This is a genomic window from Paenibacillus sp. FSL L8-0333, assembly GCF_037965665.1.
Lineage (GTDB): Bacteria > Bacillota > Bacilli > Paenibacillales > Paenibacillaceae > Paenibacillus_AQ > Paenibacillus_AQ odorifer.
Genome location: NZ_CP150186.1, coordinates 1908480 through 1930772 on the forward strand (window position 1 = coordinate 1908480; position 22293 = coordinate 1930772).

Sequence of the window (22293 nt, forward strand, 5' to 3'; positions counted from 1 at the left end):
GACGAAGGCTTCCTTACACCATAGGGTTAAAGGGCCTTCGTCTTGCCTATTCGTCCGTTTATTTTCATAGCCATTCTTTCTTGCGGAATACATACAGCATCCCACAGCCTAACGTCAACATTAGACCTATAACGGCAAAATAGCCGTATTTCGTATGCAACTCAGGCATATGATCAAAGTTCATCCCATAGATTCCGGTAATTACGGTCAAAGGCATGAATATCGTTGTAATCGCGGTAAATACTCTCATAATTTCATTGGCGCGGTTGGCGATACTGGATTGGTAGGCCTCACGTAAGTTGCCCATGAGATCGCGGTACGTCTCAAAGGTTTCGGATATTTTAACTGCATTTTCATAAATGTCGCTAAAATACTTCTGCAGCTGATCATCAATCAGACGGAGGTCTTTTTTGTTCAGGGTATTGATAACCTCTTTCTGTGGTCCCAGCATCTTCTTTAACCATAAGATCTCACTTCGCAGACCGATAATCTCACTCAGATGAGATTTCTTGGTATGCATTAGAATATCCTCTTCAAGCTTCTCAATCCGGGCTTCAATTCGGTCACCTACGGAGAAATAATTATCTACGACAAGGTCGATAAGCAGGTAAAGGAATTGGTCTGGTTCGCTAACCTCTTGCTCCCATAACATGGGCTTCAGGATGCGCAGCTCGTGGATCTTTTGTTTCGTTACAGTAATAATATAATGTCTGCCCAAGAATATATTGAGTGCCCGCAGGAAAATTTCCTCATCATCAAAGCGGATGCTGTTTACAACAATAAAGTAATGACTTTCGTATATTTCGATCTTTGGACGTTGATCCTCTTCACTAAGGCAATCCTCAACAGCGAGATCATGCAGGTTGAACAGGGGCTGAAGCAGCTCCAAATCCTCCACATCTGCATCAATCCAATAGAACCCTTCTGTTGGGGGTGTCAATGTTTCATCAATTTCATCAATAGGTGTAAAAACCCCTGCATTCACCAGCCGGATTTTCATCTGATTCCACTCCTTCTATCCCCGGGTCTTCACCAGGGACTGCTAATTAAGCACAGAGAAAAAAATCAGCTTGGCCGGCGTTACAATCAATACAAGAGGCCGAATGACGATTCGAGGGCATGAAGAAGAACTGCTCCCGCCGCCGGCAAGCTGATGATTATCCTGTGTGGTTGCTCATTTTGTACACTTAATTGCGAGCTCGGGTCGCCTTCCATTCTTCTTCTCACCTCTTCTTTTCGTTCAGGTATGAAATACTTGTCTAGTATAACAACGGAGTATGCCTCTTTCAAGCAAATTTATTGTTACTTTAAGGCTACTTCAGCATTGTATGGACTTGACGAAAAGGAGGTTCATGATTTAAAGTAAATTTTAAAGAAATTTAATTGAATACAGCTAAATCTTATCAAGAGCAGGTGGAGGGACTAGCCCTATGAAACCCGGCAACCGGCGTGTGAACGCACGGTGCTAATTCTTGCGGAACTTTGCTGACGACTAAACCCCGTCCAAAAGTTTCTGGCAGATGAGAGAGGCGCATATGACTGTAGATATGACCTTTCTCGTTTTCCGAGAAAGGTCTTTTTATTGTTCAGAAAGCCGCGATGTGACAACATAACCTAAATACAGTTAAGGAGTGGAAAGACAATGCCAATTAAAATTCCCGACAGTTTACCAGCAAAAGAAGTACTATCCGGAGAAAATATTTTTGTGATGGATGAAAGTTTGGCTTTCCATCAGGATATCCGTCCACTAAGGATTGCTATTCTGAATCTCATGCCGACTAAAGAAACGACGGAGACTCAATTGCTGCGTTTAATAGGAAATTCACCGCTGCAAGTTGATGTTACCTTGCTGCATCCACGCTCACATACTTCTAAGAATACTTCTGCTGAGCATTTGAGAAGCTTTTACAAAACTTTTGACGAGATCAGCCACCGCCGTTTGGATGGCCTTATTGTTACAGGAGCACCCGTAGAGCAAATGGAGTTTGAGGAAGTATCCTATTGGGAAGAGCTAAAAGAGATTTTTGAATGGAGCAAGGATAATGTGACCTCGACCATGCATATCTGTTGGGCGGCACAGGCAGGGTTGTATCATCATTTTGGTGTTCGTAAAGTGGCATTGCCTGAAAAATGTTTTGGTGTATTCTCCCATACGATTAATCAAAATAACATTAAATTGCTGCGCGGTTTTGACGAGGTATTCCATGTACCGCATTCCCGTCATACCGATGTCTCCCGCGAAGATATTGAGAGCAATCCAGATCTGCAGATTCTGGCAGAATCCGAAGAAGCTGGTATGTATCTAGTAGCTACGACCGACGGCAAACAAATATTTGTGACCGGACATTCCGAGTACGATCCTCTATCCCTGAAATGGGAATATGATCGTGATTTGGAGAGGGGCATGGAGATGGCCTTGCCGAAACACTATTTCCCTAAAGATGATCCAGAACGGACACCTCCTGCAGTGTGGCGTGCACATGCCAACTTATTATTCTCTAATTGGCTCAATTACTATGTATATCAAGAGACACCTTACGATATCGACCCGATTGTTTATTAAGATCAGCGCTACATTATAATTTAGGAGGCATTTATCATGGACGACAAACTTAGGATTGAAAGCAGACTGGCACAAATAGGTTCACAAGAAGATCCGGCTACCGGAGCCATTAATTTTCCTATCTATAATGCTACGGCATTCCGTCACCCGAAGCTTGGGCAGAGCACAGGTTTCGATTATAGCCGTACCAAAAGTCCGACCCGTTCCGTACTGGAGAATGCGGCTGCGGAATTGGAGTCTGGTGATGCAGGTTTTGCCTGTAGCTCTGGGATGGCGGCTATTCAAACCATATTTACCCTGTTTGGGCAAGGCGATCACTTGATCGTTTCGCTGGATCTTTACGGCGGGACCTATCGTTTGTTGGAACGAATTATGTCCAAGTTTGGAATCATTGCTTCCTATGTAGATACGAATGATTTGGATGCGCTTGAGGCTTCCCGTCTTCCAAATACAAAGGCGATATTTATTGAAACGCCAACGAATCCTTTGATGATGGTTACGGATATTGCAGCCGTTGCTACTTGGGCTCGTCATCATGGGCTGCTCACAATTGTAGACAATACACTGCTGACTCCATTTTTCCAGCGTCCTCTGGAATTAGGTGCGGATATTGTAGTCCATAGTGCTACCAAATATTTGGGCGGACACAATGATGTACTTGCTGGTCTTATTGTATCTAAAGGGGCTGAATTATCCGCTGAAATAGCGATTCTACATAACTCTATTGGCGCTGTGCTTGGGCCAACAGACAGTTATCAGCTGATGAGAGGCATGAAGACACTGGCTCTGCGTATGGAACGGCACGAGAGTAATGCACTAGCAATTGCCCGCTATCTACAAGAGCACCCGGCGATTGCGGAAGTGTTCCATCCAGGCCTGCCGGATCATCCGGGATATGAAATTCAGAATCGCCAGTCCTCGGGCAATACCGGAATTTTTTCTTTCAAATTAAAAGATGCCAGATACGTAGAACCTCTGCTTCGTCATATCCGGCTTATAGCCTTCGCTGAGAGCCTCGGCGGGGTTGAATCGTTAATGACCTATCCTGCAGTACAGACGCATGCGGACATTCCTGTGGAAATTCGGAATGCGGTGGGTGTAGATGATCGGTTGCTGCGCTTCTCGGTGGGCATTGAACATGCGGAGGATCTAATTGCTGATCTGGGTCATGCTTTGGAGGCTGCGCGGGCGGAAATCGAAACGAAGTAAAAGTAACGACAACCCAGATCGGCACCGAATTGCTGGGAAATATCGAGGATCTATCTCACTGTTGATTTAGAGCTGGTGTTAGACTGAGGATGAAATAGAGCTGTCTCATAAGCCGGGAATTGGCTGCTGGGATAGCTCTTCTTTTTGGACTTTTTGCTATTGGACACAGCTGACCTTAGATACAGCATTATTACACATTTGGAATGTTAACGGCCTCCACAGCAGCTATAGCGCTAAAAAACAGCTTTCATGAGGCTCTTTTCATGGAATAGCATCACTGGAGTCCATAACTATGCTCTAAAGGCTAAAAACTTGCAAATAACGTCATCTGTGTCCGACAGCCTCAGGGAATTTTGATTCAACGGGTGCAGGTAGCAATGTAAGGACTCTTTCTGCTGGATGGTATCTTGCTAAGAAAGTAAAAAGTTTTTCAAGCTGTTCAGATTGTGATACGATGAGGAAATGAACTGTTCATTTATTAAAATATAAGGTATAAGTTACATGCTATACTTTAACCTTATGTTACTACGAGAAACGGTTGTTTTCTCTAAAGGACGACAACGTTATTTTTTCTTGTGATTTTGTGAATCTACCATATCCCTAAGGGTTTAAAAGGAGGATGCGAACGATGAGTGCGATAGATCTTATTTTGGATAAAGCCCTGCGGGGCGACCGTCTCCAATTGGAAGATACCATCCGACTATTCGAGAGCAACGAAATTGAGAAAATGGGTGCTGCTGCAAACACTATTATGGAACGCTGGCACCCGGACCCGTTAGCTACATTTGTAATTGGCCGTAATATTAACTATACGAATGTATGTGATGTGTACTGCCGTTTTTGCGCTTTTTACCGCAGACCAGGCTCGGATGAAGGCTATGTGCTGCCAGATGAGGCGATTTATCAAAAAATTGCTGAAACAATTGCTGTTAATGGTACAGAAATTCTTATGCAAGGTGGAACTAATCCTAACCTTCCATTTAGCTACTATACAGATATACTGCGCGGAATTAAGCAACGGTTCCCTGAGATTACAATGCACTCCTTCTCTCCTGCGGAGATTATGAAGATGAAAGAAGTATCAGGATTACCACTGGAACAAGTGGTTCGTGAAATTCATGCTGCGGGTCTGGATTCATTGCCAGGCGGAGGCGCAGAAATTCTTGATGACCGTACACGCCGCAAAATCAGCCGACTAAAAGGCTCGTGGCGCGAGTGGATGGATGTAATGCAGACGGCACATAAAGTGGGTATGAATACCACAGCGACAATGGTGATTGGGCTTGGGGAAAGTATGGAGGAACGTGCTTTGCACTTACTACGTGTGCGTGAGGCTCAGGATGAGTGTATTGCCAACAAATATGATTCTGAAGGTTTCTTGGCCTTTATCTCATGGACATTCCAGCCGGACAATACCAACCTGAAGCTGGACAGACAAACGCCTGAGGAGTATCTGAAGACGGTGGCGATCAGTCGCCTTGTGCTGGATAATATTAAGAACTTCCAATCTTCATGGGTCACTATGGGACCAGAGGTCGGCAAGCTCTCCTTGCAATATGGCTGCAACGATTTCGGCAGCACAATGATTGAAGAGAACGTAGTATCTTCGGCGGGTGCGACTTACAAGGTAAACATCGAGTCGATTACTCAGCTGATTCGCGAAGCAGGCAAAGTTCCAGCGCAGCGGAATACACGTTATGATATTCTGCGGGTGTTCGATGATCCTAATGCGAAGATTGATAATGATTTTGTAATGCAGAACTAATATATATTAATTAATCAACGCTTGATGCTTGTTAATCCTTCAGTGGACTAATGAGCATCAAGCGTTTTTTTGTAAGGTTAGGATTACGATCATTAGTAAGCCTCATTGCAGAACACATCTGAATCTTCGCTTGTTATATCATCCGTTAGGCGTATGGACCCAGTGGACCTTATTCGTAAATTCAGCGTCTTTTGAGCAGGTGTTCGACCCCAGCGACGGTATCCTTGAAAAGAGCCTCATATAGGCTGGTTTTTAGCGCAATAGCGACTGTGGGGTCCGATAGAGCTGCAGTATATGAAATATGAACAGAAAAGCATTTTTAATTTCTTTTTACCTATTCACATTATTATCCAAAAGTGATATCATAATCATATCAAAAGAATATCTAGTGGGGGTGCTTTTATGAAAGAGAAAACGCTTCGTCCTGTCAGTGGATTTTGGGTTCTCGCCTTAATTGCAGTTTGTTTAGCTGGGGGAATTTATGGTGCAGTTCAAGAGTATGTCGCAGTGCCAGTCATTCTGTTCGTTGTAGCTGGGGTATTATGTACAAGTGTTACGGTTGTGCAGCCCAATAAGTCGGTCGTAGTTACCTTTTTCGGGCAATATGTAGGGACTATCGTGACAAGTGGCTTGTTTGCAGTCATTCCATTCAGTTTGCGCAAGACGGTTTCCCTCCGCGTACGTAACTTTAACAGTGTCAAGCTGAAGGTTAATGATGTGGAAGGGAATCCGATTGAAATTGCTGCAGTTATCGTATTTAAGGTAATTAACTCTGCAAAAGCGCTTTTTGATGTAGATAAATATATGGCGTTTGTGGAAATTCAAAGTGAAACAGCGCTGCGTCATGTGGCCAGTAAATACCCGTATGATAACTTCAATGAATCGGGCATGTCCCTGCGGGCCAATGCAGATGAGATTGCTAAAGAATTGGCAACCGAGCTGCAAGAACGTTTGTCGATATCTGGTGTCGAGGTCATTGAAGCGCGGCTTACACACTTGGCTTATTCCACAGAAATTGCCAGTACAATGTTGCAACGTCAGCAAGCATCTGCAATTCTGTCCGCTCGTCAAATCATTGTTGAAGGCGCCGTGGGCATGGTCGATATGGCGATTAAACAGCTTAAAGAAAGCGGCGTAGTTGAGCTTGATGAGGAACGCAAAGCGGCGATGATCAATAATCTGATGGTTGCGATCGTGTCGGAGCGCGGAGCGAGTCCGGTCATTAACGCCGGCTCGTTGTACTAAGGCGGTGCATCATGGCGGCCAAGAAAAGCTTTCCACTGCGGATCGATCCGGATCTGCATGAGGCGCTGGAACGATGGGCGGGAGAGGAATTTCGCAGCGTAAACGGACATATCGAATACTTGTTGCGTGAGTCTTTGAAACGTGCAGGCCGCTTACCTGAAAAAAAACGGCGAGAGGAATAACCACAAAAGGATTGTTTCGGTATCCATGTATTGGCTGCCAGAACAGTCCTTATGTGTGTCTTCTGCCTGAGTTTCTATCATTTTGGACCCTTTTCTGACTTGACTGTCAGAGAGGACAGATTTATAATTACTCCATAATTCACGTTAACAGCATTGACGAAGATATGAGTTGATTGTTCTGGACCGTTCAGAGAGAGGAAACTTAGGCTGAAATTTCCTCCGGCATCCTGCTTTCGATTTACCCCTTTGTAGCTGCCGTTTTGAACTCCCTGCAATGGGATAGTAAGAACTGCCGGTTCATGGTCGTTACTCCATGCTTACGAAGGATTCTATCTTCACTCCGCTTGAGGTTTCAAGGGAGGCTAGAGAGAATCGAATTTGGGTGGAACCACGGGTGTAATCGCTCGTCCCTTTGCGGGACGGGCGTTTTTTTGTGTGCGTGGATATTATTGTTCCGCAAAGGTTAAAGGGCCGTTAGGCTTAATTATATGAAGGAGGAATTAGCAATGTCAGTAAGTATAAAGCTTCCGGACGGTTCTGTCCGTGAATACGCAGAGGGTAGCAGTATTGATGATGTAGCAGCTTCTATTAGCAGTGGCCTGCGCAAAAATGCAGCAGCGGGGAAAATGAACGGTATCGTTGTAGATTTATCTACTCCCCTTGAAGAGGGCGCACTGGTAGAGATCGTAACTTTGGATTCACCTGAAGGTCTGGAGGTTATGCGTCACAGTACAGCTCACTTGATGGCTCAAGCGGTTAGACGTTTGTTCGGAACAAAAGAAGTTAAGCTTGGTGTAGGTCCGGTCATTGAAGATGGCTTCTACTACGATATGGATCTGGAACATCCTCTAAATCCTGAAGATTTGCTCAAAATCGAAAAGGAAATGGACCGCATAATTTCGGAGAACCTGCCGATCGTGCGCAAAGAAGTTAGCCGCAAGGAAGCACTTGAAATTTTCGGTGAGCTAGGTGATCCTTACAAGCTGGAATTGATCGAGGCATTGCCTGAAGATAGCGTGATTTCTATCTATGAACAAGGTGAATTCTTCGATCTATGCCGCGGACCGCATGTGCCGTCGACTGCCAAGATCAAAGTCTTTAAATTGATGAATGTAGCTGGTGCTTACTGGCGTGGCGACAGCAAGAATAAGATGCTTCAACGCGTATACGGCACAGCTTGGATTAAAAAAGCTCAGCTTGATGAGCATCTTCGCCTGCTTGAAGAAGCGAAGAAACGCGACCACCGGAAGCTTGGTAAAGAGCTTGAAATCTTTACATTTAATCAATTGGTAGGACAAGGCTTGCCAATCTGGTTGCCTAAGGGTGCCAAATTGCGCAGTATTCTGGAGCGTTATATCGTAGATCTGGAAGCAAGTCTTGGCTATCAGCATGTATACACACCAGTTCTGGGTAATGTTGAACTGTACAAAACTTCAGGACACTGGGAGCACTATCAAGAGGATATGTTCCCTAAGATGACTATCGACAATGAAGAATTTGTTCTTCGTCCAATGAACTGCCCGCATCACATGATGATTTATAAGAGCTCGATGCACAGCTACCGTGATCTGCCGATCCGTATTGCTGAGCTTGGTATCCAGCACCGTTATGAAATGTCAGGCGCATTGACTGGATTACACCGTGTACGTTCGATGACTCTTAATGACTCCCATATTTTCTGCCGTCTGGACCAAATTAAAGGCGAGTTCATTCGTGTAATCGAATTGATTAAACAGGTATACAGTGACTTTGGTATTAATGACTACCGTTTCCGGTTGTCCTATCGTGATCCTAAGGATACAGAGAAATATTATGCGAATGACGAAATGTGGGAAACTGCACAGCGGATGTTGCGTGAGGTAGTAGAGGAAGCAGGACTGCCGTTCTACGAAGCAGAAGGCGAAGCTGCATTCTATGGTCCTAAACTTGATGTGCAAATTAAAACTGTATTAGGTAAAGAAGAGACTCTGTCTACTGTACAAATCGACTTCTTGCTGCCTGAACGTTTTGAACTGGAATATATCGGTGATGATGGTCAAAAACACCGTCCAGTCGTTCTGCACCGCGGAATCTTGGGTACTATGGAACGTTTCGTTGCCTTTCTGTTAGAGAACTTTGCGGGCTCGCTGCCGCTTTGGTTATCTCCACAGCAGGTTAAAGTAATTCCTGTATCGACAGCGTTCGACGATTATGCCAAGGAAGTTACAGACAAGCTGCGTCGCCGTGGTATCTCTGCTGAGGCAGATCTCCGCAATGAGAAGCTGGGTTATAAGATCCGCGAAGCTCAGCTTGAGAAACTGCCATACATGTTCGTAGTTGGCGAGAATGAGATGAACGCTCAGACGGTCTCCATCCGTAAACGCGGGGAAGGCGACATTGGAGCTAAGCCGCTTCAAGAAGTGATTGAGCTCTTGTCTCAGGAAATTGCTGATCGTGTGATTTCCTAATTTCTTGTAATTAACAACACCAAAATTACGTCTAAATAAGACCTCTGTTATATGCCCATGAGGATCAACTTCTGATCTTCATGTATAAAATTTTGTGAATCGGGAAACCTTCGCTAATAAGGGGGAGGTTTATCACATGAACAAAATGGGCATATTTCAGAGGTTTTGGTGTCTTTTTGTCACCATCGTTTTGCTATTGACCGCTGCTGGAATCATTCCAGAATCTAAGCAACAGGCAGCAGGGGCCATTGGGACAGGAGACACTTTACAGCACACGGATATTAACAAAACGCTATCGAACGAGTTGCAATATACCAAAGCTAATTCTGTGTTTATGAGAACCACAGATGATAAGGTCGTTCTTGCGACTGGCCGCGCCACACTAATGTCAAACGAGGCGCATTCCGTCGCACCTGTATTACCTGCAACAACAAAAAATAAACCAGCAGCGACAAAGGCACCGCAGAGCACCAAAGCTCCAACCACTAAAACAAATGGTGGCAGCGGATCCTCAAAACAGTTACCAAATTCTATTCCTGTAGCCGCTCCTGCGGATGACCAGATTATTACTTCAATGAAAGTAATGGCGACTGGCTATACTGCGGGTTATGAATCTACAGGTAAAACATCTAAGCATCCCGAATATGGAATCACCTATTCAGGTGTAAAAGTGCGCAGAGATAAGAATACAGTCTCAACCATTGCTGCTGACCCTAAGGTTTTGCCGTTGGGTAGTATTCTTTATATACCGGGCTATGGATACGCCATAGTTGCTGATACGGGCTCGGCTATTAAAGGGCGGAAGATTGATCTGTATTTTGCTACTACGAAACAGGTGTATAAGGAATGGGGCAAAAAATCGGTTGTAGTTCAACTCATTAAGCGTGGTAACGGGACTTGCACGGAAGTCATGCTGAAGAAGCTGAGCCAAGCGATTGAGACTTACAAAGCAGTGCCGCAATCCCTGCTCGAAGAATCCATTTAATGGGATTGAACTTATTTTCACTTGGTCATGCATAATAGTGACATCACCTTGCCATAATACGGACTGGGGCAAAGCAATTGCCTCTTCCGAGATGTTCTCTTAGTAAGCATATTCTATGCTGCATAAGAGAAAAGGAGGTGAATTCCGTGGCCAATAACAAGAAATCTAAAGTACAAGAAAATTACAAAACACCAAATGAAAAATACAATGCTGAGTTTGCTGTTGAGAATGACGGCGCTACTAAGCAAAGTGGAAATACTTCTAAACCAGCTCAGAAACCGCAACAATAATGCGCTAACTGAAGCAGAAGACTGCTGAAAAAAAGAGACTGTCCAAATCAGTTAATTACTGAGGGACAGTCTTTTTTCATATATAATGAAGTAAATAGAATTTTATCCCATTCATCTCAGTCTAGAGACTGAGGGGAAGTTCCTTCTCTCGCCGCTGTTTCTCAGCACTTCATTCCTGTAGACTAAGGCTATAAGATTGAAGAAGAGAGCGTTCCACTACTTTAAAGGGGAAATGAGTCATGAAAAGAAGGTTCACCAGCCAGGTTTTAGGCGGCCTGATCCTGATAGGGATTGGAGCTATGTTTCTACTGAGACAATTGGGTTACACTGATTTCAGCTTAGGTTACCTGATTTCGAATTATTGGCCGGTTATCTTGATCCTAATGGGAATGAAACGGCTTTTAGGTACAGGGGAGGAGCAATCAAAAGGTTCTTCACCTATCGGCGGCTTTTTCTTTCTGGCGATCGGAGTGTTTTTCCTTGGACGGAATTTAGATTGGTTTGATATTTCGGCCGGGGATTTTTTCAAAATGTTCATTCCAGTCATGTTGATTGGCGGCGGACTTTATGTGATTTTTAAACCACGCGGTTCAGTACCACCTGTGCCACCAGCTCCACCGTCACCACCAGATCACTTTCCTTCAGGAAAAAGCTCACTAGATGTGGAGCCGCCCAAACCGCTGGATTCCACACTTGATGAACAATTTGAGCAAAAATTCGGCAAGGCTTCTGGTCAACGCGACTGGAAGGACTATCTTCAAAAAGATGAAGAAGACGATGAGGACGAAACAGGATCTTATAAGTCCGGCGCTGAAGCACGTTGGCAAGAGAAGCAGGAACGACACGAGCGCAGACGTCAGGAACGTCATGAGCGTCATGCTCGTAGACATGGTGAATGGCATGAGGAATTCCATGAATCAAATAATCAAAAGGAATCGACCAATCGCTCTGCTTTTATCGGAGATGTCCACATGGGGCGCGAGCATTTCCAACTGAAGAACACGAATATCTCGCAGTTTATCGGCGATACCGTACTGGATCTGACGAATGCACAAATTGCTTATGGCGAAACGAGGATTAATATTTCCGCTTTTATAGGCGACATTAAAGTGTACATTCCGAATGATATGGATCTTGGCATCTCGGTGAACAGCAGTTCTTTTATCGGGGATATGGAAGTTCTGGATCAGTCTCGCAGTGGGTTTATGAGCAGTGTACAGTGCAAGACTCCTTATTATAAAGAAGCAGGCAAAAAAGTCCGTATAAATGTAAGTGCATTTATAGGTGACATTAAAGTTAAAACGGTGGGTTAGATGGGGACAATCTTCAGTAATACCAAATGGTTGCTGTTGTTTTACTTTTTGCTCACTGGAGCGGTAAGCGCTGGATTGATGTATGCAGGCACTTGCCTTGGTTATATCGAAGTGAAGGATTATAGGATGTGGCTGTACTTATGTCTCGGGATTGTGTTGTTCACTGTAGTTATCGGCTACATGGCAGGCCAGCGGATTCAGCGCCGGATTGATCATCTGGATCTGAATATGCTGCAGGTAGCCAAAGGAAATCTGTCCGTACGGATGCCAGAAAGTGACGATCAGTCTTTTGCCCGAGTGTATCACGAGTTTAATGTCATGATGGATACGGTTGAGAATAAGATGCAGCTTCTACAGCGATTGGGTGAACAAGAGGTTATTGAGAAGGAACAGGCAGCGGAGAGTGCGGTGTTGGAGGAAAGAAGGCGTATGGCCCGGGATCTGCATGATACGGTGAGCCAACAGCTTTTTGCCATCCATATGTCCGCTTCTTCGCTGCCTAAAGTTCTGAAGGTCAATGAAGCTCAAGGTCAAATGGTCATGGACCAGTTGATTACAATGTCTCAGATGGCACAAAAACAAATGAGAGCATTAATTGCACAACTGCGTCCAGTGGAGCTGGAAGGTCGAAATCTGTTCGAGGCGCTGGAAAAATGGTTTCCCGATTATTGTCGCCAGAATGGCTTAAAAGGAATGAAGGAGCTCGAACTTCAGGGCGAGTTATCGGAAGCGATCGAACATCAGCTGTTCCTAATTATTCAAGAGGCGATGGCGAATATTGTGAAGCATGCTGAAGCTAGACTGGTCAGCCTATCACTGCGTGAAGGATCAAGACAAGTTGTGCTGAGTATTAGTGATGACGGTCAAGGTTTTGAACATGTGCAGCAAAAACAAGGCTCCTACGGTCTCACCACCATGCGCGAACGCGCGGAGAAACTGGGTGGGCAAGTGGAGATTATTAGCCGCAAGGGTGCGGGAACGACGATCCGTGTACATATTCCTAAGTTTGTTCAAGGGAACCCAGAATTAGAGCAGAATAGATCGTTAGGAACAGATACACAGGACGAGGAGGAGTAGAGCATGAGTGTCATAAAAGTGTTGCTCGTAGATGATCATGATATGGTACGGATGGGCCTCAAAACTTATCTAATGCTGGAGCCTACATTCGAGGTCATCGGTGAGGCGGCGAATGGACAAGAGGCGCTGGAGATGCTGCGTGCTGGTGGACATGAAGGTCTGCCTGACCTCGTGCTGATGGATTTGATGATGCCTGTGATGAATGGTGCCGAGACCACAAGAGCAGTGCTGGCTGAATTTCCTGGCCTCAAAATCGTGATCCTCACCAGCTTTCTGGAGGATGATCTTGTTGTAGATGCTATAGAGGCTGGTGCTGTCAGCTACGTGCTCAAAACAGTGTCGGCAGAAGAGTTAATCTACGCACTGCAAGGGGCTTACCGCGGCATGCCCGTCATGACGGGTGATGTGTCACAGGCGCTGACCCGTGGTATACGCCAGCGCACCGTGCAAGGTGATTCCTCCGGTTTAACAGAGCGTGAGAAGGAAGTCCTGCTGCTTATAGCTGAGGGCAAGACCAATAAGGATATCGGTGAGGAGCTGCATATCAGCATCAAGACAGTAAAGACGCATGTCAGCAATCTGTTGATGAAATGCGAGCTTGATGACCGTACCCAGTTGGCTATTTACGCTCATCGGAAGGGCTGGGCTCAGGGGTAGGACTTGTAGACTAAGGTGCATTACTATTTGAAATGGTTTTAGAAGCTCGGGCCGCGACCTTTTTCGCGCCCGAGCTTCTTTTTTCTGCTTCCCTGTATAATCTCCTCCCATTTGCCTATATCTTTTATCTGCGCTTAAATTGTTTTTAATGTGACCTTAAGGTTTAAAGTACAAAATAAGAACATGAAAACAAATTAATCCTTGTCACGGCGACAGGAAGCAGGAGGAAAGATAAACATGGACGATAACAAAAACAACTTCAATCGCGACAATGGACCAGCACCAGATCGGGAATGGGACAATAATAACAATAGCAGCAATAATAATACTTCATCTGAAACAGGATCATCATCCTACTACTATTCTTACGGACCTTTTAAATCTTTGAACAAAGATGAGAATAACGCTGACGGAGGCGCGCAGCACTACAATCGGATGGAGCCAGAACGGGTCGAGGTTACACCTCCACAGCCTGTAAAGCCATTACCATATAACACATCACTTCGTACCACTGGTTATGATGGCAATGGTGGTGGCCGCGGAGGAAATGGCGGTGGCGGTTCTGAAGGTGGCGGCGGCTGGCAATATAATAAAAAACCAAAAAGCTCGTTAAAAACAGTGCTGGTATCATTCCTAGCCGGTATGGTCGTTCTCTCGGGCTCAATGTATATGGCAGACAGAGGTAACTGGTTTACGGGAGATACAGCTACAACTGTTGCTAGCTCCGGAACGAATGGAACGGCGAAGACAACGGGCGAGAGTGCAGGTGTTGCGCCTTCTACTTCTACTACATCCTTGGTGACTGGATCTCGTGATGTGACAGGTGTTGTTGATGCGGTGGGACCAGCAGTCGTTAAGATTGAGACACTAGTGAAATCTAATTCGCGTAATGGAAGCTCATCCAGCCCGAATCTGAGTGATCCCTTCTCACAATTTTTCTTCGGGGATCAATACAGTGGAAATGGTTCTTCACAAAATGAACAGGATTCCAAATCAGGATCGGATTCTTCATCACAGCTTATCCCTTATGGAATTGGAACAGGCTTCATTTATGAGAAATCCGGCTATATTTTGACCAACCAGCACGTAATTGACAATGCTGATGTAATCCAAGTCACCGTGGATGGCGTAACCAAGCCTTATGAAGCGAAGCTGCTAGGTTCTAGCAAAGATCTGGATTTGGCTGTGCTTAAAATTGAAGGAGATAGTGATTTCCCTACCGTAGCACTTGGAGATTCGGATAGCATAAAGGTAGGTTCAGAAGTGGTTGCTATCGGTAACCCACAAGGCTTCGACCATACTGTAACTTCCGGTGTTCTTAGTGCAAAAGGACGCAGTATTGATATTAACGAAGAAGATGGCAGTGGAACTCGTAATTACAAAAATCTGCTGCAAACCGATGCTTCTATCAACCCGGGTAACTCAGGTGGGCCGTTGCTCAACATGAATGGACAGGTAATCGGGATGAACGTAGCCGTCAGCACGGATTCTCAAGGTATTGGTTTCGCAATCGCTGTGAATACGATTAAAGAAGTCGTAGATAAACTGGAAGCCAACCAAGCCATTCCGAAAGAGCCGGTACCTTTCATTGGTGCAACTCTTATGACGATTACAGATGAGGTTGCTAAGCAAATGGGTACGGATATTAAAGAAGGTTCTGTGGTTGCAGATATTATCTATAAATCCCCAGCGTATACCGCTGACCTGCGCCCTTACGATATCATTACCGGTGCGTATGGAACGAAGTATGCAACCAACCAAGATCTGATTACCTTCATTCAAACGTTAAAAGTTGGAGACAAAGTAACATTAAATGTTGTGCGCGATGGTAAAACCATGGATCTTTCAGTTACCATCGGTAACAAAAATGATTTTGATACAACGACTACACAACAAAGTCAGCAGCAATAATACCGGACGGTAAGTCACACGGAAGGGGCGACCCTTCCGTTTTTGTCTAATTCTGATGTAAACTGCTACAATATATAAAAAGAACTGAACAATGGGGGCTGCTTGATGCGACCGAATATTCTAATTATTGATGATGACGAAAAGATTATTTCTATGCTGCGTAGAGGTTTAGCTTTTGAAGGTTACGATGTGAAAACAGCGGTGAATGGAGCGGATGGATTACGGGCAATCTTGAGCAGTGATCCGGATGTGGTAATTTTGGATGTAATGATGCCTCAGGTGGATGGCTTTGAAGTATGTCGCCGCTTGCGGGAAGGGGGCAGTAATGTTCCTGTTCTCATGCTTACCGCGAAGGATGAAATTGAGCACCGTGTGAAAGGGCTTGATCTGGGCGCGGACGATTATCTGGTTAAACCTTTTGCCTTGGAAGAACTGCTTGCACGTGTACGTGCGCTGCTTCGGCGTAAGAGTGAGCAAAGTGAAGGTGGGGAGCAAGCGGTCTCTTATGAAGATATTACGCTGGATGTGGATTCACGTGAGGTTACCCGTGCCGGTAAAAGACTGGAGCTAACAGCGAAGGAGTTTGAGCTGCTTCATCTTTTTATGCAAAATCCGAAACGTGTGCTTTCACGGGATCTGATCATGGATAAAATATGGGGTTATGATTATAGCGGTGAATCTAATGTGCTTGAGGTATACATAGCCATGCTACGTCAAAAGACGGAGGAGCATGGCGGTAAACGCCTCATTCAAACGATCCGGGGTGCCGGTTACATTCTAAGAGGTGACAACTAACATGTCTATAAGATTGCGGCTGACTGCTTGGTATTCAGGGATTTTGGCCGTTATGCTGCTGGCCTTATCAGCCGCAATTTACGGTTTTGTTTATTTTAATACTTATGGGGACTTGAAGAATCGCCTCCAGGTGCAAGCTGAGCAGACCATTCCATTTTTCAGTATCAATTTATACAGCGGTGAACTAATGATGGATGGGGTCAGAACTCCTGAGAATTCTAATACGTATACACAGATCTATGTTTATGATACTAAGGTTATGCAGCGAACGACAAACATGAGAAATGGTAATCTTGCATTTGATTATCCCGAGCGGGATAAAATTGTACAGGGATTTCGTAATGTTGTAATTGAAGGCAATCAATTTCTGATTTATGAACGGCCAATTCTATTGGAAAATTATAAAAATAATCCTGCTGCTGTGTTACAAGTGGCTACCTATGTAGGTGAACAAAATAAGCTCTTGGAGCGTTTAAAAACTATCCTGCTCGTAGGTTCTTTTGCTACCCTGATCGCGGCATTTACCTTCGGCTTGTTCCTTGCGCGCAAATCCATGAGTCCAATCGGCAAAGTAATTGAAGCTGCGAATGGGATTCAGACGGGGAATGATTTAAGCTCGCGTATTGAATATGATGGGCCGCCAGACGAGATAGGAAGGCTTATTGAGACCGTTAACAGTATGCTTGGGCGTATGGAAGGATTCTACACAGAGCTGGAGGATTCGTATGCGGCTCAGCGCCGTTTCGTTTCAGATGCTTCACACGAGCTTCGGACACCGCTCACTACGATTCGCGGAAATATTGATCTGCTGCAAAAGGTTTGGGAGATGGAACCCGGAGAAGGGAAGATGAGTGAAGCTGAGATTCGCCAGCTATCGCTTGAATCGGTGCAGGATATCGCAGACGAGTCTAAGCGTATGAGCCGCTTGGTAGCGGATATGCTCTCGCTCGCGCGTGCGGATACTGGACGTACTTTTGATATAGAGCCCGTGGCACTGGAACCGATGATGAATGAGATTGCGCGCCGCGCCTCTTTCCTGCCGCGTCAAGCCGAGTGGGTTACAGGTGATATGTCAGTCTTAAACGGCAAATATATAGTTGGGAATAAAGATTATCTACAGCAAATGCTCTTTATTTTTATTGATAATGCCTTTAAGTACACGCCTTCTGGCATCGTGAGTTTGGATACCCTTTTCTATCAGAATCAGGTTGGTATTCGGATCACTGATACAGGTATTGGTATGGATAAAGATGAGGTTCCATATATCTTCGATCGTTTCTATCGTGCGGATGAATCGCGTGGAATTACGGAAGGGATTGGGCTTGGTCTATCCATTGCTAAGTGGATTATTGACGAGCATGGTGGGTCTGTGGAGGTTGTTACACGCCAAGGTGAGGGTACTACTTTTGTCATCTGGTTGCCGCTTCTCTTTGCTCCGCCGCTGGAATAGGGTATAATTTAGAAGTGTCCTATTACAGAGGTCAATGAAAGCAGAAAGCTGGTGAACTCATGGAAGTCATTAAAATCTCTCCCCGGGGATATTGTTACGGAGTTGTCGATGCAATGGTTATGGCACGGCAGGCTGCGCAAAATCTCGATCTTCCCCGGCCGATTTATATACTGGGTATGATTGTTCATAACAGTCATGTCACGAATTCGTTCGAAGATGATGGCATTATTACTTTGGACGGACATAATCGTCTGGATATTCTGGATAAAGTGGATAGTGGGACTGTTATATTCACTGCACACGGGGTTTCTCCTGAGGTGCGCAAGATGGCAAGGGACAAGGGTCTGACTACGGTCGACGCCACCTGTCCTGATGTCACGAAGACCCACGATCTTATTCAGGAAAAAGTAGATGATGGTTATGAGGTCATTTATATCGGCAAAAAAGGCCATCCGGAACCAGAGGGTGCTGTGGGTATTGCCCCTGAGCATGTGCATCTGATTGAAAAAGAAGATGAGATTGCTACGTTATCCATCCCTTCTTCACGTATCGTCATTACGAATCAGACTACTATGAGCCAGTGGGATATTAAACATATCATGAAAAAGCTTCTGGAGACCTTCCCAGGTGCTGAAGTGCATAATGAGATATGTATGGCTACCCAGGTACGTCAAGAGGCTGTAGCGGAACAAGCAGGGCAATGTGATCTGGTGATTGTTGTCGGTGATCCGCGAAGCAACAACTCTAATCGTCTGGCACAGGTGTCGGAAGAAATCGCTGGGGTTCCTGCCCATCGTATTTCTGATGTGTCTGAACTCCAAACAGAATGGTTAGAGGGTGTAAATATCGTCGGGGTCACCTCTGGCGCGTCCACACCTACACCTATCACCAAAGAAGTGATTAACTACTTAGATCAGTATGATTCGGCTAATCCGGAGACGTGGGAGATCAAACGTACAGTGAATATGGCGAAGCTGCTGCCACCGGTTAAGAATAAGAGTGCAAGTACTACTTAATGTAATGGGCTAGGCTCGAACTTATATATTATGAACGCTGCAACAAGAGCGCTTAACTTCGTCAGTCGAGGTTAAGTGCTCTTTTTTATCGAAAGAACGCTTCCAGCATAGGAATCTAGAATATAGATTGACTATAATCGCTTTTTGAGGTAGAATTGCTTTAGTGATTAAAAGCATAAAAGCTTAAAAGCGAACACGCGTCGTAGCGCGATAGTATCTAGCGGAATTATTATAAATTTTAAGTGTAGAGAGGGAGTTATAAATATGATCGTCATTACATCAAATCAAACACCGGAAGAGCAGGTTAAAGATATAATTGCCGTAATCGAAAAAGAAGGTTTGCAGGTGCATCTCTCCAGAGGAGCAGATCACACGGTGATAGGTTTAGTGGGAGGCGTCACTCCTAAGCTCGCCGAGCATTTGCGGCAAATGAAGGGTGTAGAGAACGTCGTGAAGATCTCCAAATCCTACAAGCTGGCCAGCCGGGATTTCCATCCTGAGGATACGATTATTGATATCAAGGGTGTGAAGATTGGTGGAGAAAACCTGGTGATCATGGGCGGACCTTGCGCCGTTGAGTCTCCAGAGCAGATTGATGAGATCGCCCGGCTTGTTAAAGCGTCTGGTGCTCAGGTACTTCGTGGAGGCGCGTTTAAGCCCCGCACAGGACCGTACAGCTTCCAAGGCGTAGGTGTGGAAGGTTTGACTATGATGGCTGAAGCAGGAAAGCGTCATGGCCTGTTGACGATTACAGAGGTTATGACACCGGAGTATGTTGATATCTGTGCGGAGCATGCGGATATTCTGCAGGTGGGTACACGGAATATGCAGAACTTTGATTTGCTGCGCAAGCTGGGTACCTGTGGCAGACCTGTTCTTCTAAAACGTGGCTTCAGTGCGACCTATGATGAGTTGCTCAATGCAGCGGAGTACATTTTGGCAGGCGGTAATAAGGATGTAATGCTCTGTGAGCGCGGTATTCGCACATTTGAGACCTACACTCGTAACACACTGGATCTATCGGCTATTCCAGTTCTACAAAGCTTAAGCCATCTTCCAGTAATCTCTGACCCAAGTCACGGAACCGGTCGTCGTGAGTTAGTTGAGCCTATGGCCAAAGCTTCTGTTGCTGCTGGTGCAAACGGGCTAATTATCGAAATGCACACAGATCCGGACAATTCCATGACAGGTGATGGTGTTCAATCGTTATTCCCTGATCAGTTTGATAACCTGCTTAAAGATCTGGAAAAGCTGGCTCCAATTGTTGGACGTAAGTTTTCTACTTCGCCAGAAACGGTTTCGGCGCTATAAAATTCAATCTAAGAGCTTCCTCGGAAGCCCTCTTAACCCGCGACCTAGTGGGAAAAGAGGGTTTTTTTGGAGTTGAATAAAATAAATGTGATATGAAAATATGCGAAAATAACAGATTTCACGAAAGCGTTAGAATATCTTACATTGCTGAAAGAAATACCTGACATAAGCATTGACGATGTTAGGTATGAGATTTATAATTACGACAGCAAAAAAAATTAAAACAAGAACATTTGCATACTGTGAGCGGCCTAATGTTCGGAACTTGGGGGAGGAAAAATTCATGTCGGTTGAAAAAGTGTTGCAAACAATTAAAGAGAACAATATCGAGTGGGTAGATTTTCGATTCGTAGATTTAGGTGGTCGTGCCCACCACATCTCTCTGCCAGCTTCTGAAGTGGAAGATGAAACTTTTGTAAATGGGGTAGCATTCGACGGTTCTTCCATCAAAGGTTTCCGTGGTATTGAAGAATCAGACATGGTTATGATGCCTGATCCGAATAGTGTGTTCATAGATCCGTTTACAGCTCATCCAACGCTGAACGTGATGTGCGACATTTTCACTCCTGATGGCGAACGTTATGAGCGCGATCCTCGCGGTATTGCTGTGAAAGCAGAAGAATTCCTGCAAAAAAGCGGAGTAGGTACATCTGCATTCTTCGCACCTGAATCAGAATTCTTTATCTTTGACGATGTTCGTTACGAAAGTGGCATGAACAGATCCTCATTTTTCGTAGATTCTGAAGAAGCGGCTTGGAATACGGGTCGTAAAGAAGAGGGCGGCAACTTGGCATTTAAAGTTGGCGTTAAAGGTGGATATGTTCCTGTAGCACCAGTAGACTCCCAACAGGATATCCGTAGTGAGATGTGCCGTCTGCTTGCTGAAGTTGGACTACGCATTGAACGTCATCACCATGAAGTAGCCACTGCAGGTCAAGCGGAAATTAACTTCCGTTTTGATACCTTGAAGAAAACTGCTGATAATCTCATGACTTATAAATATATTGTACAAAACACTGCACGTCAGTATGGCAAGGTAGCAACCTTCATGCCAAAACCGCTGTTTGGTGATAACGGTAGCGGAATGCACGTGCATCAATCGATCTTTGACGGAGATACTCCTTTGTTCTATGAAAAAGGCGCTTATGCTAACCTGAGCGAAATGGCTCTTCATTATATCGGTGGTATTTTGTACCATGCACCAGCATTGATCGCTTTGACTAACCCAAGCACCAACTCCTTTAAGCGTCTGGTTCCTGGCTACGAAGCACCGGTTAACTTGGTTTACTCCAAAGGAAATCGTTCTGCAGCAGTTCGTATCCCAGTAGCAGCTGTGACACCAAAAGGCTGTCGTATCGAATTCCGTACACCGGATTCCACGGCTAACCCTTACTTGGCATTCTCCGCAATGCTGATGGCAGGTCTGGACGGAATTAAGAACAAGATCAACCCGCAAGAACTGGGTTATGGTCCTCTTGATAAGAACATCTATGAATTGTCTGATGCAGATAAAGAAAAAATCCGCAGCGTTCCAGGCAGCCTGAGCGAAGCGCTTGATTCTTTGGAAGCTGATTACGAGTTCCTAACAGAAGGCGACGTATTTACTAAGGACTTCATCGATAACTATATTGCTCTGAAACGTTCTGAAGCACAAGAGGTAGCGATTCGTGTTCATCCACATGAATATGCCCTGTACTTCGATCTATAAGATTCCTGCTATTATAATCTTTATAATAAAAGAAGCTGTCTCAAAAGTAGTGATTCTACTTGGAGGCAGCTTCTTTTTTTGAATTGGGAAAGTAATGGATTTTATTGTACCTTATGAATGTGTGCCACGCATAGTGTTCTAAGCCATGAGTAGTGTTCTATGTTATTGGGGTGGGCGGTAGGTGACTGTTAGGTGTGATTTCCGTTCGGCTTGCAGTATATGATTTGTGGTATCTGTGACGCTGGACTATGTACGGTGAGCGATATGCGTTCTGTGTTTATGTGATGTACAAAGTGGATTTAAACTAATTAGGGAAAAACTCCCTAAAAATAGCCGATATTTGCTCTAAATGAACGAAATCAGGGAATT

General features: G+C 44.9%; 18 protein-coding genes and 1 riboswitch. Of the genes, 17 read left to right on the forward strand and 1 reads right to left on the reverse strand.

Translation table 11 applies throughout. The annotated features are described in order from the left end of the window. Positions 1-64: 64 nt before the first annotated feature. The gene (gene corA / locus NYE72_RS08265) at positions 65-1000 is read right to left on the reverse strand and encodes a magnesium/cobalt transporter CorA (RefSeq protein WP_038569550.1); all 936 of its coding nucleotides are present in this window, start codon (positions 998-1000) and stop codon (positions 65-67) included. Positions 1001-1397: 397 nt separating this feature from the next. Beyond that, positions 1398-1527: riboswitch (SAM riboswitch) on the forward strand. 115 nt (positions 1528-1642) lie between these two features. Between corA and metA the strand changes: the two genes are divergently transcribed. The 17 genes from metA to glnA all read left to right on the forward strand — a co-directional run bounded on the left by metA (position 1643) and on the right by glnA (position 21924). Next, positions 1643-2563: a homoserine O-succinyltransferase gene (gene metA / locus NYE72_RS08270; protein ID WP_036684477.1), complete on the forward strand. Its 921-nt coding sequence runs from the start codon at positions 1643-1645 to the stop codon at positions 2561-2563. Between the two features lie 36 nt (positions 2564-2599). Then, positions 2600-3772 carry a PLP-dependent transferase gene (locus NYE72_RS08275; protein WP_038569551.1) on the forward strand — a complete coding sequence of 391 codons (1173 nt, stop codon included), beginning with the start codon at positions 2600-2602 and terminating at the stop codon, positions 3770-3772. A 628-nt stretch (positions 3773-4400) separates the two neighbouring features. Then, on the forward strand, positions 4401-5537 hold the full coding sequence (gene mqnC / locus NYE72_RS08280) for a cyclic dehypoxanthinyl futalosine synthase (RefSeq protein WP_036684474.1): 1137 nt from the start codon (positions 4401-4403) through the stop codon (positions 5535-5537). 402 nt (positions 5538-5939) lie between these two features. Further along, on the forward strand, positions 5940-6782 hold the full coding sequence (locus NYE72_RS08285; protein ID WP_036684473.1) for an SPFH domain-containing protein: 843 nt from the start codon (positions 5940-5942) through the stop codon (positions 6780-6782). Between the two features lie 11 nt (positions 6783-6793). Then, positions 6794-6964, forward strand: coding sequence for a toxin-antitoxin system HicB family antitoxin (locus NYE72_RS08290; RefSeq protein WP_036684471.1), 171 nt, complete (start codon positions 6794-6796; stop codon positions 6962-6964). Positions 6965-7470: 506 nt separating this feature from the next. Then, positions 7471-9411, forward strand: coding sequence for a threonine--tRNA ligase (gene thrS / locus NYE72_RS08295; RefSeq protein ID WP_036684469.1), 1941 nt, complete (start codon positions 7471-7473; stop codon positions 9409-9411). Between the two features lie 136 nt (positions 9412-9547). Continuing rightward, complete coding sequence (locus tag NYE72_RS08300; RefSeq protein WP_339211702.1) at positions 9548-10396, forward strand: 3D domain-containing protein; 849 nt, start codon at positions 9548-9550, stop codon at positions 10394-10396. A 146-nt stretch (positions 10397-10542) separates the two neighbouring features. Further along, entirely contained in the window at positions 10543-10686 is a 144-nt protein-coding gene (locus NYE72_RS08305; protein WP_156113077.1) for a hypothetical protein, read from the forward strand. Positions 10687-10925: 239 nt separating this feature from the next. After that, positions 10926-11999: a cell wall-active antibiotics response protein LiaF gene (liaF, locus tag NYE72_RS08310; protein ID WP_036684468.1), complete on the forward strand. Its 1074-nt coding sequence runs from the start codon at positions 10926-10928 to the stop codon at positions 11997-11999. Further along, positions 12000-13076 carry a sensor histidine kinase gene (locus NYE72_RS08315; RefSeq protein WP_036684466.1) on the forward strand — a complete coding sequence of 359 codons (1077 nt, stop codon included), beginning with the start codon at positions 12000-12002 and terminating at the stop codon, positions 13074-13076. A gap of 3 nt (positions 13077-13079) precedes the next feature. Continuing rightward, positions 13080-13733: a response regulator transcription factor gene (locus NYE72_RS08320; protein WP_036684464.1), complete on the forward strand. Its 654-nt coding sequence runs from the start codon at positions 13080-13082 to the stop codon at positions 13731-13733. Between the two features lie 237 nt (positions 13734-13970). Further along, a complete protein-coding gene (locus tag NYE72_RS08325; RefSeq protein WP_339211703.1) occupies positions 13971-15644 on the forward strand; it encodes a trypsin-like peptidase domain-containing protein in 1674 nt (557 codons plus the stop codon). 105 nt (positions 15645-15749) lie between these two features. After that, the gene (locus NYE72_RS08330; RefSeq protein WP_036684461.1) at positions 15750-16439 is read left to right on the forward strand and encodes a response regulator transcription factor; all 690 of its coding nucleotides are present in this window, start codon (positions 15750-15752) and stop codon (positions 16437-16439) included. Between the two features lies 1 nt (position 16440). Beyond that, complete coding sequence (locus NYE72_RS08335; RefSeq protein ID WP_036684459.1) at positions 16441-17889, forward strand: HAMP domain-containing sensor histidine kinase; 1449 nt, start codon at positions 16441-16443, stop codon at positions 17887-17889. Between the two features lie 59 nt (positions 17890-17948). Further along, the gene (locus NYE72_RS08340) at positions 17949-18905 is read left to right on the forward strand and encodes a 4-hydroxy-3-methylbut-2-enyl diphosphate reductase (protein WP_036684457.1); all 957 of its coding nucleotides are present in this window, start codon (positions 17949-17951) and stop codon (positions 18903-18905) included. A 264-nt stretch (positions 18906-19169) separates the two neighbouring features. Then, entirely contained in the window at positions 19170-20216 is a 1047-nt protein-coding gene (gene aroF, locus NYE72_RS08345) for a 3-deoxy-7-phosphoheptulonate synthase (RefSeq protein WP_036684456.1), read from the forward strand. Positions 20217-20499: 283 nt separating this feature from the next. Beyond that, positions 20500-21924 carry a type I glutamate--ammonia ligase gene (glnA, locus tag NYE72_RS08350; protein ID WP_036684454.1) on the forward strand — a complete coding sequence of 475 codons (1425 nt, stop codon included), beginning with the start codon at positions 20500-20502 and terminating at the stop codon, positions 21922-21924. Positions 21925-22293: the final 369 nt, after the last annotated feature.